General features: G+C 72.6%; 13 protein-coding genes. 5 read left to right on the forward strand and 8 right to left on the reverse strand.

Annotated features, from left to right (window positions below; genetic code table 11):
- The first annotated feature begins 71 nt into the window (after positions 1-71).
- Complete coding sequence (metF, locus tag OG594_RS10680) at positions 72-986, forward strand: methylenetetrahydrofolate reductase [NAD(P)H] (protein WP_266597560.1); 915 nt, start codon at positions 72-74, stop codon at positions 984-986.
- 49 nt (positions 987-1035) lie between these two features.
- Complete coding sequence (locus tag OG594_RS10685; protein WP_266597562.1) at positions 1036-1911, forward strand: hypothetical protein; 876 nt, start codon at positions 1036-1038, stop codon at positions 1909-1911.
- Between the two features lie 4 nt (positions 1912-1915).
- On the opposite strand, the gene OG594_RS10690 is transcribed toward OG594_RS10685, so the two are convergent.
- From OG594_RS10690 to OG594_RS10710, 5 genes are all read right to left on the reverse strand, one after another.
- Entirely contained in the window at positions 1916-3334 is a 1419-nt protein-coding gene (locus OG594_RS10690) for an NAD(P)/FAD-dependent oxidoreductase (protein ID WP_266597564.1), read from the reverse strand.
- 37 nt (positions 3335-3371) lie between these two features.
- Complete coding sequence (locus OG594_RS10695; protein WP_266597566.1) at positions 3372-3998, reverse strand: DUF4126 domain-containing protein; 627 nt, start codon at positions 3996-3998, stop codon at positions 3372-3374.
- 82 nt (positions 3999-4080) lie between these two features.
- Positions 4081-4482 (reverse strand): DUF3040 domain-containing protein, encoded by a 402-nt coding sequence (locus OG594_RS10700; RefSeq protein WP_030012883.1) that lies wholly within the window; start codon positions 4480-4482, stop codon positions 4081-4083.
- A gap of 291 nt (positions 4483-4773) precedes the next feature.
- Entirely contained in the window at positions 4774-5532 is a 759-nt protein-coding gene (locus OG594_RS10705) for a methyltransferase (protein ID WP_266597569.1), read from the reverse strand.
- Positions 5533-5605: 73 nt separating this feature from the next.
- Positions 5606-6100, reverse strand: coding sequence for an SAV_6107 family HEPN domain-containing protein (locus OG594_RS10710; protein WP_266597571.1), 495 nt, complete (start codon positions 6098-6100; stop codon positions 5606-5608).
- Positions 6101-6280: 180 nt separating this feature from the next.
- On the opposite strand from OG594_RS10710, the gene OG594_RS10715 reads away from it, so the two are divergent.
- From OG594_RS10715 to OG594_RS10725, 3 genes are read left to right on the forward strand one after another with little or no spacing between them, the layout of a single operon-like run.
- Positions 6281-7147: an ATP-binding cassette domain-containing protein gene (locus tag OG594_RS10715; RefSeq protein WP_266597573.1), complete on the forward strand. Its 867-nt coding sequence runs from the start codon at positions 6281-6283 to the stop codon at positions 7145-7147.
- Positions 7119-9215 (forward strand): YhgE/Pip domain-containing protein, encoded by a 2097-nt coding sequence (locus OG594_RS10720; protein ID WP_266597575.1) that lies wholly within the window; start codon positions 7119-7121, stop codon positions 9213-9215. The genes OG594_RS10715 and OG594_RS10720 overlap by 29 nt, the downstream gene beginning before the upstream one ends.
- A gap of 29 nt (positions 9216-9244) precedes the next feature.
- Positions 9245-9877 carry a TetR/AcrR family transcriptional regulator gene (locus OG594_RS10725; protein WP_266597577.1) on the forward strand — a complete coding sequence of 211 codons (633 nt, stop codon included), beginning with the start codon at positions 9245-9247 and terminating at the stop codon, positions 9875-9877.
- A 487-nt stretch (positions 9878-10364) separates the two neighbouring features.
- On the opposite strand, the gene OG594_RS10730 is transcribed toward OG594_RS10725, so the two are convergent.
- From OG594_RS10730 to OG594_RS10740, 3 genes are read right to left on the reverse strand one after another with little or no spacing between them, the layout of a single operon-like run.
- Complete coding sequence (locus OG594_RS10730) at positions 10365-12776, reverse strand: transglutaminaseTgpA domain-containing protein (RefSeq protein ID WP_266597579.1); 2412 nt, start codon at positions 12774-12776, stop codon at positions 10365-10367.
- Complete coding sequence (locus tag OG594_RS10735; protein ID WP_266597581.1) at positions 12773-14149, reverse strand: DUF58 domain-containing protein; 1377 nt, start codon at positions 14147-14149, stop codon at positions 12773-12775. Before OG594_RS10735 ends, OG594_RS10730 begins: the two co-directional genes overlap by 4 nt.
- Entirely contained in the window at positions 14149-15159 is a 1011-nt protein-coding gene (locus OG594_RS10740) for a MoxR family ATPase (RefSeq protein ID WP_266597583.1), read from the reverse strand. The genes OG594_RS10735 and OG594_RS10740 overlap by 1 nt, the downstream gene beginning before the upstream one ends.
- Between the last annotated feature and the right edge of the window lie 121 nt (positions 15160-15280).

The following is a 15280-nucleotide window of genomic DNA, read 5'->3' on the forward strand; positions in this document are numbered from 1 at the left end:
AAGTGTCCAAAAACGTGTCCAAAAGGTGGACAAGGCTTCGGTGTCCGCCGGGCCGCGTCTAACCTGCCCACATGGCCTCTGGTACCGCTTCCACCTGGTCGGATCGTGCACACACGGTCCGCGACCTCCTCGCGTCCGGCCGCTCGTACTCCTTCGAGTTCTGGGCCCCGAAGACGGAGAAGGGCGAACGCAACCTCTGGAACGCCCTGCGCCGGGTCGAGGCGGTATCCCCCAGTTTCGTTTCCGTGACCTACGGAGCCGGCGGCTCCACCCGCGGTGGCACCGTCAAGGCCACCCAGGAGATCGCCGCGGACACCACCCTCACCCCCGTCGCGCACCTCACCGCCGTGGACCACTCGGTCGCCGAGCTGCGCAACGTCATCGGGCAGTTCGCGGACGCCGGGATCCGGAACATGCTCGTCGTGCGCGGAGACCCGCCGGGCGACCCGATGGGCGAGTGGGTGGCGCACCCCGAGGGCGTGCACTACGCCGCCGACCTTGTCCACCTGGTCAAGGAGTCCGGCGACTTCTGCGTCGGCGTCGCGGCCTTCCCCGAGATGCACCCGCGTTCGACGGACTGGGACACGGACATCCGGCACTTCGTGGACAAGTGCCACGCCGGTGCCGACTACGCGATCACCCAGATGTTCTTCGATCCGGAGAATTATCTGCGGCTGCGCGACAGCGTCGAGAAAGCGGGCTGCGAGACCCCGATCATCCCCGAGGTCATGCCTGTTGTGGGCATCAAGCAGCTCGACCGGCTGCCCCAGCTCAGCAATGCGGTCTTCCCCGCGGACGTGAAAGAGCGCATGCTCGCCGTCAAGGACGACCCGGCCGCTGTACGCTCCATTGGCATCGAGTTCGCCACGGAGTTCTGCGCGCGACTGCTGTCCGAGGGTGTCCCGGGGCTGCACTTCATCACGCTCAACAATTCCACGGCGACTCTCGAAATCTACGAGAACCTGGGCCTGCACCAGCGGGCCTGAGCGGCCGCCCCCGTTCCCGCGCCGGCGGCCGTACCGAGAGGGGCCATGCATGGGAATGACGGTCCTCTACATCGCGTTCGGATTCGTCGCGCTGTGGCTGCTTGCCGAGGTCCTGATGCAGTACAAGGCCCGGCTGCGCTGGCGCCTGCTCGCCTTCGCCGGCTTCCTCGGCGTGGTCGCCGGGGTCATACTGCCGTCGGTGCCGGTGATCGGCGCCGGCGCATTGGCGTTCGCCGTGGGCCAGACCCTGGTGACGCTTTCCTTCCGCAAGGGCTTCGTCGCCGGCTGGGCGCTGCGCCGCGGCGGGGAGCCCGTACGGCAGACCCGGCGCCGCCGGGCTTCGGGCACCAAGCAGGAGCCGGCCCTCCAGGTCACCGCGCTCCAGTACGAGGAAGCCGACGGGGCCGGCGCCGGGGACGGGGCCGCCGAAGAGCGGTCGTTCCGGGACGCGCCCCCGGCGGTCTACAGCCCGGAGCCGGTGCCCGATGAATCCGGGTCCTACGGGATACAGAGCCTCACGCCCGAGGTCGACCGGACGGCCGCCTTCGCCTCGCCGTTCACCACGGCCGACCAGGAATCCCACCAGTACGCGGCGTACTACGACCAGCAGAACCAGGGCGGCTACGACTACTCGGGCGGCTACCCGACGGGCGACCAGCAGCAGGTCTACGCCGCCTACTCGGACCCGTACATCGGCACCGGCGGCGGCATGGCCCCGCCCCAGCCGTACGACTACACCGCGTACGCCGACTACGGCCAGGGCCAGCAGCAGTACTCCACGGACACCCCGCCCGGCGGGGTCTGGGTCCCGCAGCAGCGGTCCACCGACGGGGCAGGCCAGTCTTACCCGATGGAGGACCAGGGCGAGCCGCCGCAGCAGTACCCGTACCCCCAGCAGGGCGGATACGAGCAGTACCGCTACTGACGGCTCACTGGGAGCCGCGGAACTCCGCGCCCTCCACGATCAGTCCGGCCACCAGGGCCCCGGTCATCCCGGCGTGCGCCAGCCCGCCGCCGGGGTGGGCCCAGCCGCCCGCCAGGTACAGCCCGGGCACGGCCGTGGTGTTGGCCGGCTGGAGCAGCCGACCCCCGGCCCCCGCGAGGGCGGGCGGGGGCACCGCGCCGCCCAGCGCCCCCGTCGCCGCCTCGATGTCGGCCGGAGTGCGCACCTCGTGCCACAACAGCCGCTCCCGCAACCCCTGTACGGCCGTCTCCGCGAGGTCCAGCAGCTCGGCGGGGTCCGAGGTCCCAGGCCCGGGCACGGCGCTCACGGTGACCGCCTCGTGCTCCTCGTCGGGCCGGGTGGCCGGGTCGTCCGGGCGCATGACGGTGACCTGCGCCCCGGAGGCGTGGACCAGGGTGCGGTGCACGGCGGTGGCGGGGCGGGAGCCGCGCAGCGCGAGCAGGAGCGTGATCCGCCCCGGTACGCCGTCCCCGCGGGCGGGAACCGCCTCCGGCGGCCACGGCAGCGAACCGGCCGGCAGCTGCCGGGGGTCGATCCCGCACACGACGGTGTCGGCGGCCGCCTCACTGCCGTCGGCCAGCCGCAGACCGGCCGCCCGGCCGTCCGTGACCAGGACCTCCCGGACCTCCGCCCCGAAGACGAAGGCGACCTTACGCTCCAGGCAGCGCTCGTAGACGGCGGTGGCCAGGGCCCGCATCCCGCCGCGCACGTACCAGCTGCCGAAGGTCTGCTCCATGTACGGGAGCACGGCCGCGGAGGCGGGGGCGGTGGCGGGGTCGATCCCGTACGAGCGCACCAGGCCGGTCAGCAGCTCCGCGAGGGCGCCGCCCAGCTCCCGGTCGGCCACCTCGGCGAGGGTCGGCGTACGGCGGCGCAGCAGGCCGCTGCGGCGCAGGGCCGGGTACGGGTCGCCGCCCAGGGCCTGCCGGGCGCCGGGCCGCAGCGGCTCCTCCAGCAGCGGGCGCCGGGTGGCGTCCCAGGCGTCGCGGGCACGGCCCAGGACGGCGTTCCAGCGCTCGCCGGCGCCCTGGCCGAAGGCGGATTCCAGGGCGGCGGCGACACCGCCGTGGGAGGCGCCGGGGAGGGTGACGTCGATGCCGTGGTGGGGGAGGACGTGCCGGACGGCCGGGTCCACCTGGACCATGTCGACGCAGGCCTCCAGCGGCCGCTTGCCGGTCTTCACGAAGAGGTCGCGGTAGACGGCCGGCAGGTGCAGCAGCCCGGGCCCGGTGTCGAAGGCGAAGCCCTCGCGCTCGTACCGGCCCACGGCTCCGCCGTAGGTCGTCCCGCGTTCGTACACCGTCACCTGGTGCCCCGCCACGGCCAGCCGGGCCGCCGTGGCCATCGCGCCCATGCCGGCGCCGATCACTGCAATGCGTGCCATGCTGCCGAGCCTATCGACCCCTCTGGTGACCCCGTGGTCAGCGGGGTGGGGCCCCGGTGGTCTCGCGGGCCCCGGCGGCCAGCCGCTTCTCCTCGCGGCGCTGGGCACGACGACGCAGGAAGCGGCGGATCCGGCTCCATAGGAAGACCAGTATCGCCAGTCCGACGGCCAGCAGCACGGCAGCGATGATCGCGGCGGCCTCGGGATTGAACATCGCGAAGGTGATGAGCCCGGCCACGCCGAGGTCCTCGGCGATGCTCATCCCCACGTTGGTGAAGGGCTCGGGCGAGGTGTTGATCGCCATCCGGGTGCCGGCCTTGACGAAATGGCTGGCCAGAGCCGTGGAGCCGCCGACCGCGGCGGCGGTGACCTCGGGGAGCGAACCGGTCTGCCCGGCCAGCAGCGCACCGATCACCGCGCCGGACAGCGGGCGGATCAAGGTGTGGACGGTGTCCCATATCGAGTCCATGTACGGGACCTTGTCGGCGATCGCCTCGCACAGGAACAGCACTGCCGCGACGACCAGCACGTCCGTGCGCTGTAGGGCGGCGGGAACGTCGTCGGTCAGGCCGGTGCGGCCGAAGATGCCGAGCAGGAGGACCACGGCGTAAGCGTTGATCCCACTGGCCCAGCCGCTGGTGAAGACCAGGGGGAGCACACTCATCGGATCATCATGCCGTACGGGAACGCAGAAAAGTGAGGGGACGGCCGCACGGCGGCCATCCCCTCACCCACGTTGTCGGGGGCTAGTGCCCCTGCTCGTCACGGCGGCGCTGCCACCGTTCCTCGATGCGGGTCATCATCGACCGACGCTGCCGGTTCCGGCCATGGGCCGAACCACCAGCACTTCCGGAGACGGGCTGCTCGCCGGGCTTGGGTGCCTTGCGCCAACCGGTGACCACCAGGACCGTACATCCCAGCATGACGAGGAAGCCCACCACGCTGATCCAGAGCACGTTCGGAATGATCACACCGGTCATGAGGAGCGCGATACCCACCACAATGCCTGCGACTGCTTGGTAGACCCGTCGCCGGGTATACGTACGCAGTCCGCTTCCCTCAAGCGCTGTCGCGAACTTGGGGTCTTCGGCGTACAGCGCTCGCTCCATCTGCTCGAGCATTCGCTGCTCGTGCTCCGAGAGCGGCACGGGAGTCCTCCTCATCCGTCGGTCGCGGGGGGTAGCGACCAGGGGTCCCCTTCAGGATAGGCGGGGAATCGCCCCCGTGACACCCGCCCTCTGCGCCACGTTCCAATTGGACACGGCCCAGAAATGACGCAGCCGGTCAAAGCACTGCGTGAAAACCGTACCGCCGCGGGGGCGGTCACTGAGGCCCTTATTCCCCAATGGTCCGTCCACCATGCCGGTCTTGCACCTGATCATACGGGGCCGACCGGCCGATCGGAGGGTGTGTGGCCACTCTGCGCGGAAGATCGCAGTTCAGGCCGGCTTCTCACCCAGGACGTGCAGCTGTGTGGCGACCGCGTGGAAGGCGGGCAGCTCGGCCGCGGCCTCCTCGAGGCGCAGCAGCGCCTCCACGGCGCCGGGCTCGGTGTCCACCAGGACCCCGGGCACGAGGTCGGCGAAGATCCGCACGCCGTGCACCGCGCCGACCGCGAGGCCGGCGCCGCCGACCAGCTCGGAGAGCTGCTCGGCGGTGAAGCGGCGCGGGACCGGGTCGCCGGAGCCCCAGCGGCCGGCCGGGTCCGTGAGGGCGGTGCGGGCCTCCGTGAAGTGCCCGGCCAGGGCGCGGGCCAGCACGGCCCCGCCGAGACCGGCGGCCAGCAGGCTGAGCGTGCCGCCGGCCCGCAGCGCGGCCACCGTGTTGGCCACGCCCTCAGCGGGGTCGTCCACGTACTCCAGCACGCCGTGGCAGAGCACCACGTCGTAGGCGTCCTGCTCGACGACGTCCAACAGACCCTGGGCGTCGCCCTGGACGCCGCGCACGAGGTCCGCGACTCCGGCCTCGGCCACCCGGCGCTCCAGCCCGAACAGTGCGTTCGGGCTGGGGTCCACCACGGTGACCCGGTGGCCCAGCCGGGCCACCGGCACGGCGAACTTGCCGGTGCCGCCGCCGGTGTCGAGCACGTCCAGGACATCCCGACCGGTCGCCTTCACCCGGCGGTCGAGCGCCTCCTTGAGGACCTCCCACACCACGGCGGTGCGGAGGGAGGCACGGGGGCGGGAAGTGTCCGACACGGCTGATGGCTCCTCGGCGCGGTAAAGGGTGAGCGGTCCTGGCCCACCCTATTCCCTTCCGTCGCCGGGCAGCTCATCCCGCGTCCGGATGCTCCGGACGTGGTTGCGGCAGGGTCTTCTCCAGGGGCTGGGGCGCTGCCCGGACGGTGAGCATCCGCTCCACCAGGCGAAGGAACATCGAGGCCGCCCGTACCAGATCGTCCGCGTCCCGGCAGCTCGCCGCGTCCGCTATCCCCGCCTCGGCCCTGGCCCGGCGCGCGGCGCCGGAGGCGAAGAGCGCGCTCCACTCGGCCAGCTCCGGCGCTATCTCGGGCAGCACCTCCCACGCGCTGCGGATCCGGGGCCGCCGCCGCGGGTTCACCGGTTCGGGCCGGGCGCGCGCGGCGAGCACGGCCGCGGCGGTGCGCAGCGCGGCGAGGTGGGCGGTGGCGTAGCGCTCGTTGGGGCGGGCCAGCCGGGCGGCCTCGGCCAGGCCGGTGTGGGCCTTGGCGAGCAGGTCGAGGGCGGCCGGTGGGGCCGTCGACTTCCGAAGGACGGGGTGGACAGGGGACGGGGACGGTGTGGCCATGACGAACCTCCTGTCGATCTGTCGATGCGTTACCACCATCGTGACGGGCCCCACTGACAATTGCGCTGACCTGGGCTTTTACGGTCACGAACCGGGCAACTACCCCCTCCTGCACACCCGGTGCGAAGAAGGATGCTAGTTTTTGAACTGACCGGTCAGTTCAAAAAGAAGGGGGACGGCGTGGACAGCCCGCACGGCGCGGCCGTCAAGGCCGAGGACTTCGGACTCAAGGGCCCGCGGGGCTGGGCCTTCCAGGGAGTCGGCATCGACGCGGCGCCAGGCTCCCTCATCGCGGTCGAAGGCCCCTCCGGCAGCGGTCGCACCTGCCTGCTCCTCGCCCTCACCGGGCGGATGAAGCCCACCCGGGGCCACGCCGAGGTCGGCGGCCACCGGCTGCCGAAGCGGATGACGGCGGTCCGCCGGATCGCCGCGCTCGGCCCGGTCTCCGGGGTCAACGAGCTCGACCAGGCCCTCACCGTCGCGGAACAGCTGCGCGAGGGCGCCCTGCTCCAGCGCCACTACGGTGCTCCGGTCCGCGCCATGCTGCGGCCCCGGGCCGAGCGCCGCGCCGCCGCCGAGGCACGGATCGCCTCCGCCCTGGAGGCCGCCGGACTGGACCTCGCCACGCTGCCCAAGGGCGGGCGCACCTCCGTACGGGACCTGGAACGCCTGGAGTCCGTACGGCTGTCCGTCGCCATCGCGCTGCTGGGCTCCCCGGGGCTGCTGGCCCTCGACGACCTCGACCTCAAGCTGTCGGACACGGAACGCGCCGAGGCCTGGGACCTGCTCCGCTCGGTCGCCGCCCGCGGGACCACCGTCCTCGCGGTGTGCAGCGAGGCGCCCGCCGACGCGCTCGTCCTGCGGACCTCCCCGAAGGAGCCGGACGCGCCGGCCGTCGCGGAGAGTGCCGCCGACGCCGGCGGCCCCACCGGGGACGACGGCGAGAACGACAGCAAGAACGACAGCACGAACGACAGCAAGAACGACTCCGAGAACGACGACACGAAGGGGGCGGACGATGCGCTCGCCGAAGCTGGCCGCGCTTGAGCTGAAGCGGTTCGGGCGGGGGAAGCTGCCCCGGGCCGCCCTCGTCGCGCTGCTCCTGCTCCCGCTGCTCTACGGAGCCCTGTACCTGTGGTCCTTCTGGGACCCGTACAAGCGGCTCGACCAGGTGCCCGTCGCCATCGTCAACGACGACAAGGGCACGACCGTCGACGGCAAGCGCCTCGACGTCGGCACGGAGATCGCCGAGAAGCTGCACGCCAGCAAGAAGTCCTTCGACTGGCGCTACGCGAGCGCCGAAGAGGCGGCCAAGGGCCTGGAGGACGGTACGTACTACCTGACCCTGACCCTGCCCGAGGACTTCAGCGCGAAGATCGCCTCCAGCTCCGGCGACGACCCCACCACCGGGGCGCTCCAGGTCCGCACGAACGACGCCAACAACTACATCGTCGGCTCGATCTCGCGCTCCGTCTTCGCCGAGGTCCGCTCCGCGGCGTCCGCCAACGCCTCCCGCGGCTTCCTCGACAAGATCTTCGTCAACTTCTCCGACCTGCACGACAAGACCGCCGAGGCGGCCGACGGCGCCGACAAGCTCAAGGACGGTGCGGGCAAGGCCCAGGAGGGCGCCAAGGAGCTCGCCGACGGCCTCGACACGGCGCAGGAGAAGTCCGGCGAGCTCAACAGCGGTCTGCAGAAGCTGAACACGGCGGCCGGCAAGCTGGAGACCGGCTCCAAGGACATAGCGGACGGCACCCAGGCGCTGGCCAACAAGGTCAACGGGGCCGCGGACAAGGCCCGTCCCTTCGTCAAGGACCCCAAGAACCTGGCCGACACCGCCGAGCTGGTCGCCGACAGCGCGAAGGTCGTCCGCAACCACCTCGACAAGTTCGTCGAGAAGGCCCCGGCCGCCGCCGCTGCCGCCAAGAAGGCGGCCACCGGCGCCGACACCTACTACACCAAGCACTGCGTGACCCCCGGCGGCGAACCGCACCTGGCCTCCTGCCCCGACCTGAAGGCGGTCAGGGACAGCACGGCCCAGGCCGCCGAGCTCAGCGGGGACGTCAGCGTCCTGGCCAAGAACGCCAGCGGTGACGTCACCAAGCTCCGCACCCAGCTCACCGACCTGGAGAACAAGGCCCGCGTCCTCGTCGACAAGGCCCCGCAGCTCGAGGGCGACCTCGACGCGGCCGTCGCCAAGGTCAACGCCCTCAACGACGGTGCCCACAAGGTGTCCGCCGGCATGGCCCAGCTGCACACCGGCATCGGCTCCGCCACCACCGGATCCGGCGCCCTCACCGACGGCGTCGGCAAGCTCGGCGACGGCGCCCACCAGCTCGACGGCGGCATGTACAAGCTCGTCGACGGCACCGGCGAGCTCGCCGGCGGCCTGCACGAGGGGGCCGGGAAGATCCCCGACTACGACCAGCAGCAGCGCGACCAGCGCACCCAGGTCATGGCCGACCCGATCCAGCTCGCCAACCAGTCCCTGCACAAGGCGCCCAACTACGGCACCGGCTTCGCCCCCTACTTCATCCCGCTCTCCCTCTGGGTCGGCGCGATGGTCGCCTACATGCTGATCGCCCCGCTGAACCGGCGGGCCCTGGCCGCCGGCGCCTCGCCCTGGCGGGTCGCCCTCGCCGGCTGGCTGCCCGTGGCGGGCCTCGGCACCGCGCAGGTGGCCCTGCTGATGTCCGTACTGCACTGGGCGCCCGGCCTCGGCCTGAAGATGGCCCACCCGGCCCTCACCATCGGCTTCCTGATGCTGGTCACCGGCTGCTTCGCCGCGATCGTCCAGTGGCTCAACGCCAAGTTCGGCGCCGCCGGCCGCATCCTGGTGCTGGCCGTCCTGATGCTCCAGCTGACCTCGGCGGGCGGCACCTACCCCGTCCAGACCAGCCCGGACTTCTTCAACTGGATCCACCCGTACCTGCCGATGTCGTACATCGTCGAGAGCCTGCGCCGCCTCATCACCGGTGGCGACCTCGCCCCGGTCTGGCAGGGCGGCGCGGTGCTGCTGGCCTTCACCGCCGGCGCCCTGGCCCTCACCGCGCTCGCCGCCCGCGGCAAGCAGGTGTGGACCATGGACCGACTGCACCCGGAACTGAGCCTGTAGGGACGTGTTGACCTGTGACAATCAGCGCCATGGAAAGCAGCAGCACCAGTACGGGCACCGGCGGGGGCCGTCGTGCGATCACCCGGCAGAAGCTCTACGAAGCAGCCGTCACCCTGATCGCCGAACAGGGCTTCTCCGCGACCACGGTCGATGAGATCGCCGAGCGGGCGGGCGTCGCGAAGGGCACCGTCTACTACAACTTCGCCAGCAAGAACGAGCTGTTCGAGGAGCTGCTGCGGCACGGCGTCGGCCTGCTGACGGCCTCCCTGCGGACCGCGGCGGAGGAGACGGAGGCCAGCGGCGGCAGCCGTGTCGAGGCGCTCGACGCCATGATCCGCGCCGGACTCGTCTTCATCGACCGGTACCCGGCCTTCACCCAGCTGTACGTCGCCGAGCTGTGGCGCACCAACCGCGCGTGGCAGTCCACGCTGATGGTGGTCCGGCAGGAGGCGGTGGCCGTCGTGGAGAAGGTGCTGCGCGAGGGCGTCGAACGCGGTGAGTTGAGCGCCGAGATCGACGTGCCGCTCACGGCGGCCGCGATGGTCGGGATGGTGCTGGTGGCCGCCCTGGACTGGCAGTCCTTCCAGAGCGAGCGGTCCCTGGACGACGTGCACTCGGCGCTGTCGCTGCTGCTGCGGGGCCGGGTCAGCGGCAACCGCTGAGTTCCGGCGCGGCACCACCCCCCAGTCGGCGGTGCCGCGCGGGCGCGCCGCCCCGTAGAACTGGTGGGGCCGGCCGCGACGGCTGAGTATCCGTACCTAGGCGCGGAAATGAGTACGGGCGCGGATGGGCTCCCACCTGCGCGGACGCCAGACTGGGAGCAACGGACAGGAGACCCGGTCCGCACCGCCGACACGGGGCTGCGGAGCGGACCGGGTGCCTCCTTCCGTGACCGGGACGGGGGACGACGGGGGATCGGCGGCCCGGTGAAGTGATACGTGAAGCGGCGGGGCTCGGGGGGATCGAGCCTCGCCGTTTCACGTCCGCCGTTTCGCGTCCGCGGGTTCGGCGGTTCATGCGGTGGCCCGCGCCGCCGTTCCCGGGGCTCCGCCCCGGACCCCGCGCCTCAAACTCCCCCAGCTACCGCTGGGAGGTGCCCCCTGGCGGGGCTGGAATATCCAGCCCCGCCGGCGTTTGAGGCGAGCGGCCTCAGCCGCGGCTCCTCAGGGGGAGCCGGAGGCGGGCGGCCGTCAGGCGGGTCGATGCCGCCGAGGTGACCGCGGACCAACGGGCCGAGAGGGCCCAGGAGATGCGGGCCGCCGAGCGCGGCAGCAGCAGGGCGCGCAGCCGGGGAAGCCGGTCCGCGGACGCCAGCAGGCCCGTACGGGCCAGCAGTACGTCGTCCGCCAGCTCCGGGTACGACACCTCCGCGCCCGGGGGCGCGTACAAGGTCCGTTCCACCGCACCGGCGACCCGGTGCACCGCCGCCGCGGGTTCCGGCTCCAGACGGCCCAGGTCCACGATCCGGCTCGCCGTGCGGCGCGGGGACAGTGCCCCGTCCGGGACCACACCCGCGTCCCAGGCGGTGTCGCCCAGTTCCCGCCAGGCCGTCAGGACCTCCCCGGTCGCCAGGCGTCGGGCCCGCAGCCGGGTCCGCCACAGCAGCGGGAGCAGGGGCAGGCCCAGCACCGCCACGGCGACCGCCGCCCAGCCGAGGACCGTCGTCACCGACGGCCCGCCGCCGTCACCCGCCTTCTGCGCGGGCGCAGCCGTGTCGCACTCGCCGAGCTTCTTCAGGGCCGGCGGGCACTCGGGGGTCGCCGAAGGTGCCGTCGACGGAGCCGCCGAGCTCTGCGACGGCAGCGGCGCCGGCGCCGACGGCTGGGTGGCCGGCGTCTGCGCCCGGGAGTAGTCCGGAATGTTGATGCCGGAGCGGGGCGTCGGCTCGAAACGGGTCCAGCCCACGCCCTCGAAGTACAGCTCGGGCCAGGCGTGCGCATCGCGCATCGACACGGTCACGTTGCCGTCCGACTGCTTCTCGCCGGGCGTGAAGCCCACCGCGACGCGGGCCGGGATGCCCAGCGAGCGGGACATCGCCGCCATCGAGAAGGCGAAGTGGACGCAGAAGCCCTCCTTGTCTTCGAGGAACCGGGCGACCGCCTGCGGACCCGTGCCCGAGGCCGTCTTCGTGTTGTAGCGGAACCCGCCGTTCACAGCGAAGTAGTCCTGTAGCTTCACGGCCCGCGTGTAGTCGTCCTTCGCCCCCTGCGTCACCTGACGGGCCCTCTCGGCGACCACCGGCGGCAGGTTGTCCGGGAGCTTCGTGTACTCCTGCCGGATCGCCGGGTCTGGCTCCGGGGCCTTCTGGAGCTGCTGGGCCGTCGGCTTCAGCAGCAGGCTGCGCACCGTGTACTGGGCGCCCTGGACGTTCTGGAACCGGTCCCGGCCCAGCTGGTCGCCGACCAGGGTCCGGCCGACCGGCTCGAACCGCCACTTGCCGCCGATGTTCACCGACGTCGCCGGATACGGCATGGGGAGGTAGCGCTGGGTGAAGTAGTCCGCCGCCGTGAGGCTGGTGGTGACCTCGACCGCGGTGCCGCTGACCGGGGCGCGGAGCCCCGGCGGTGCCGGCAGCTCCTCCGGCACGTCGATCAGGGCCCGCCCGGAGGCCTCCCACTTGACGCCGTTGAACTCGTCCAGGGCCACGATCCGCAGGTACTGGTCGCCCTGCTGCGGGCTGTTCGTCCGGTACTTGAGGAGCACGCGGTTGTCCTGCGCGTTCAGGTTGCTCTGCAGGGAGACCAGCGGGTTGACCGCCGAGATCGTCCCGCCCGAGCCGCCGCCGTCCTCGGCCTCCTGCGCGCCGCCCAGCAGCCCGCCGCCGAGCGAGGGCAGTACGGCCGGCACCGCCAGCGCCAGGCCCAGGGTCACCGCGCCGATCCGCCGGCCGAACTTCACGGGTGCCGTCGCCTGCCCGCCCGCCCCGTTGCCGAGGCCGGAGTCGGCGGCGCCCCGGCGCGGGGTCGCGCCGAAGACGCGGCCCCACTGGGCGAGCCGGTCACGGCCCTCGGACAGCAGCAACAACAGGTAGCCGCAGCCCGCGAGCAGGAAGGAGAACCAGGAGGCGTCCCCGCCGCCCGCCAGGCCCGAGGCCACCGAGTACAGCGCCAGCAGCGGCAGCCCGGCCGCGGCGGCCGTGCGCAGGGTCACCGCCAGGGTGTCCACCAGCAGCCCGATCAGCAGCACGCCCGACACCAGCAGCAGCTTGATGCCGTCCGTCAGCGGAGCCGGGATCGCGAACTCGCCCACGTCCCGGACGCCCTGACCGAACAGCGCGCCGAAGTCCGTCACCAGGTAGGCCAGCGGCCCGTCCCCGTGGGACTCGCCCTTGCCGGCGTAGAGGAACGCGAGCACCAGCAGCGACACCAGCGCCTGCGCGGCGACGGTCAGCGTCCGGGCCAGCGGCAGCCGCCGGGCTCCGGCGCCCACCGCGCTCTGTAGGGCGAGCAGCAGCGCCGCCTGCAACAGCCAGGCCTGCGAGTCCACCAGCGGGTTCAGCGACCACGAGGTGAGCAGCGTCGCCAGTGCTGCGAACAGCGTCAGTTTCGCCCGCCCGCTCATTCCCGACCTCCGGAGGTTCCCGTACCGACGCGCTCGGTGCCGGCCTGGCGCCACAGTTCGCCGAAGGCGACCCCGGGCGGGGCGGCCAGTGCCGTCCAGCCCGCGTCGCGCAGCCTGCGCAGCCGCCCCTCCAGCGGGAGCACGGCGTGCCCCGGAGCGGGCTGTCCGCCCCAGCTCGCGGAGTCCAGTACGAAGGCCACCGCACCCGAGGTGCGCTGGCGCATCCGGGCGGCCAGTTCTGTCTGTACGTCGTCCAGGTCGCCGAAGAAGGCGATGAGGAGCCCGTCGCCGCCGGCTCCGCCGAAGCCGCCGCTGCCACCGGCGCGCACCGCGTCGTAGGCGCGGGAGAGCCCGGCGCCGTCGGAGTGCCCGACGACCGCGAGGGTGTCCATCATCAGCCCGGCGGCCTCCGCGGACTCCTGCCCGCCGGAGGAGAATCCGCCGCCGCCCTCACCGGGCACCGAGTCGCCGGTGTCGGTGAGCAGTCGTGCGGAGAAGCCCTGTTCCAGGACGTGCACCAGGCTGGAGGCGGCCGCCGAGACGGCCCACTCGAAAGCGGAGTCGGGGCCGGCGCCGTCGAAGGCCAGGCGCCGGGTGTCCAGCAGGACGGTGGCCCGGCTGCGCTGCGGCTGCTCCTCGCGGCGGACCATCAGCTCGCCGTAGCGGGCGGTCGAGCGCCAGTGCACCCGGCGCAGGTCGTCGCCGCGCCGGTAGCCGCGGGGGATCACGTCGTCGTCGCCGGCCAGCGCGAGGGAGCGGCGGGTGCCGTCGCCGTAGCCGTTGGATTCGCCGGCCAGGCGGATGGGCGGCAGGGGCTCGGTGCGCGGGATGACGGTGAGGGTGTCGTAGGTGCTGAAGGAACGGGTCAGCTCGACCAGCCCGAAGGGGTCGGACAGGCGCAGCTGGAGCGGGCCGAGCGGATAGCGGCCGCGCAGGTCGGAGCGGACCCGGTAGGACACCTCGCGGCGGCCGCCGGGCTCGACCCGGTCCAGGACGAACCGCGGGCGCGGACCCAGTACGTAGGGCACCCGGTCCTGGAGCATCAGCAGGCCGGTAGGCAGCCGGGAGACGTTGTCCATGCGCAGCTGTACGCGGGCCTCGCCGCCCGCGGGGACCCGCCCCGGGCTGAGCCGGCGGCTGCCGGAGACCCGGAAGCGGGTGCGGTGGAGGGCGTAGACGCAGATCAGCGGCAGGAGGGCGAGCAGCATGCCGACCCGCAGCAGTTCGCCCTGGCCCAGGACGTACGCACAGGCGGCGGCGGCTATCCCGGCGGCCAGGAACGAGCGGCCGCGGGTGGTCAGCCCGGACAGCGACGCGCGCAGTCCGCCACCGTCCCCCGGGCCGCCGGCGCCGCGCGGGGCACCGGCGCTCATCAGAAGCCCCGGATGCCCGCGCCGGGCGGCATCTCGCCGCGGGCGTGCGCGGCCGGGACGGGGGTGCGCTGGAGGATCTCGCCGACGACCTGCTCGGCGCTGCGGCGGTTGAGCTGGGCCTGCGCGGTGGGCAGCAGCCGGTGCGCGAGGACCGGGGCGGCCAGGGCCTGGACGTCGTCGGGCAGGACGTAGTCCCGGCCGGCGAGCGCGGCGGAGGCCTTCACGGCGCGCAGCAGGTGCAGGGTGGCCCGGGGCGAGGCGCCGAGTCGCAGGTCGGGGTGGGTGCGGGTGGCGGAGACCAGGTCGACGACGTAGCGCCGGACGGGCTCGGCCACGTACACCTCGCGGACCGCTTCGATCAGCTTGACGATCTCGTGGGCGTGCGCGACGGACGTCAGGTCGTCGAGCGGGGAGACCCCGCCGTGCACGTCGAGCATCTGGAGCTCGGCCTCGGGGCTGGGGTAGCCGACGGAGACGCGGGCCATGAAGCGGTCGCGCTGGGCTTCGGGCAGCGGGTAGGTGCCCTCCATCTCCACCGGGTTCTGGGTGGCGACGACCATGAAGGGGCTGGGCAGCGTGTAGGTCGTGCCGTCGATGGTGACCTGGCGCTCCTCCATCGACTCCAGCAGCGCGGACTGGGTCTTCGGCGAGGCGCGGTTGATCTCGTCACCGATGACGATCTGTGCGAAGATCGCGCCCGGCTTGAACTCGAACTCGCGGCGCTGCTGGTCGTAGATGCTGACGCCGGTGATGTCGGAGGGCAGCAGGTCCGGCGTGAACTGGATGCGCTGGACCGAGCAGTCGATGGACTTGGCGAGCGTCTTGGCGAGCATCGTCTTGCCGACGCCCGGCACGTCCTCGATCAGCAGGTGGCCCTCGGCGAGGAGCACGGTCAGCGCGAGGCGGACGACCTCGGGCTTGCCTTCGATCACGCTCTCGACCGACTGGCGCACCCGCTCCGCCGTGCTGGTCAGATCCGCGAGGCTCGCTCGGTCGTCGTACGTCGTCACCTTGGTTCTCCTCGGCCCTTTTTCCAGGGCCGACGCCCTTGGCGCTTGAACCGGCCCACCCCGAAACACGGACACCGGTCCGGGGGAACCCGGGTGGTGCCATCCCGCATTCTTGACGGCG

The sequence above is a fragment of the Streptomyces sp. NBC_01214 genome (genome assembly GCF_026340975.1).
Classification (GTDB): Bacteria; Actinomycetota; Actinomycetes; order Streptomycetales; family Streptomycetaceae; genus Streptomyces.

Coding starts and splice junctions, on each gene's coding strand:
- metF (WP_266597560.1), top strand. CDS start 72: ATGGCCTCTGGTACCGCTTCCACCTGGTCGGATCGTGCACACACGGTC.
- OG594_RS10685 (WP_266597562.1), top strand. CDS start 1,036: ATGGGAATGACGGTCCTCTACATCGCGTTCGGATTCGTCGCGCTGTGG.
- OG594_RS10690 (WP_266597564.1), bottom strand. CDS start 3,334: ATGGCACGCATTGCAGTGATCGGCGCCGGCATGGGCGCGATGGCCACG.
- OG594_RS10695 (WP_266597566.1), bottom strand. CDS start 3,998: ATGAGTGTGCTCCCCCTGGTCTTCACCAGCGGCTGGGCCAGTGGGATC.
- OG594_RS10710 (WP_266597571.1), bottom strand. CDS start 6,100: ATGGCCACACCGTCCCCGTCCCCTGTCCACCCCGTCCTTCGGAAGTCG.
- OG594_RS10720 (WP_266597575.1), top strand. CDS start 7,119: ATGCGCTCGCCGAAGCTGGCCGCGCTTGAGCTGAAGCGGTTCGGGCGG.
- OG594_RS10725 (WP_266597577.1), top strand. CDS start 9,245: ATGGAAAGCAGCAGCACCAGTACGGGCACCGGCGGGGGCCGTCGTGCG.
- OG594_RS10730 (WP_266597579.1), bottom strand. CDS start 12,776: ATGAGCGGGCGGGCGAAACTGACGCTGTTCGCAGCACTGGCGACGCTG.
- OG594_RS10735 (WP_266597581.1), bottom strand. CDS start 14,149: ATGAGCGCCGGTGCCCCGCGCGGCGCCGGCGGCCCGGGGGACGGTGGC.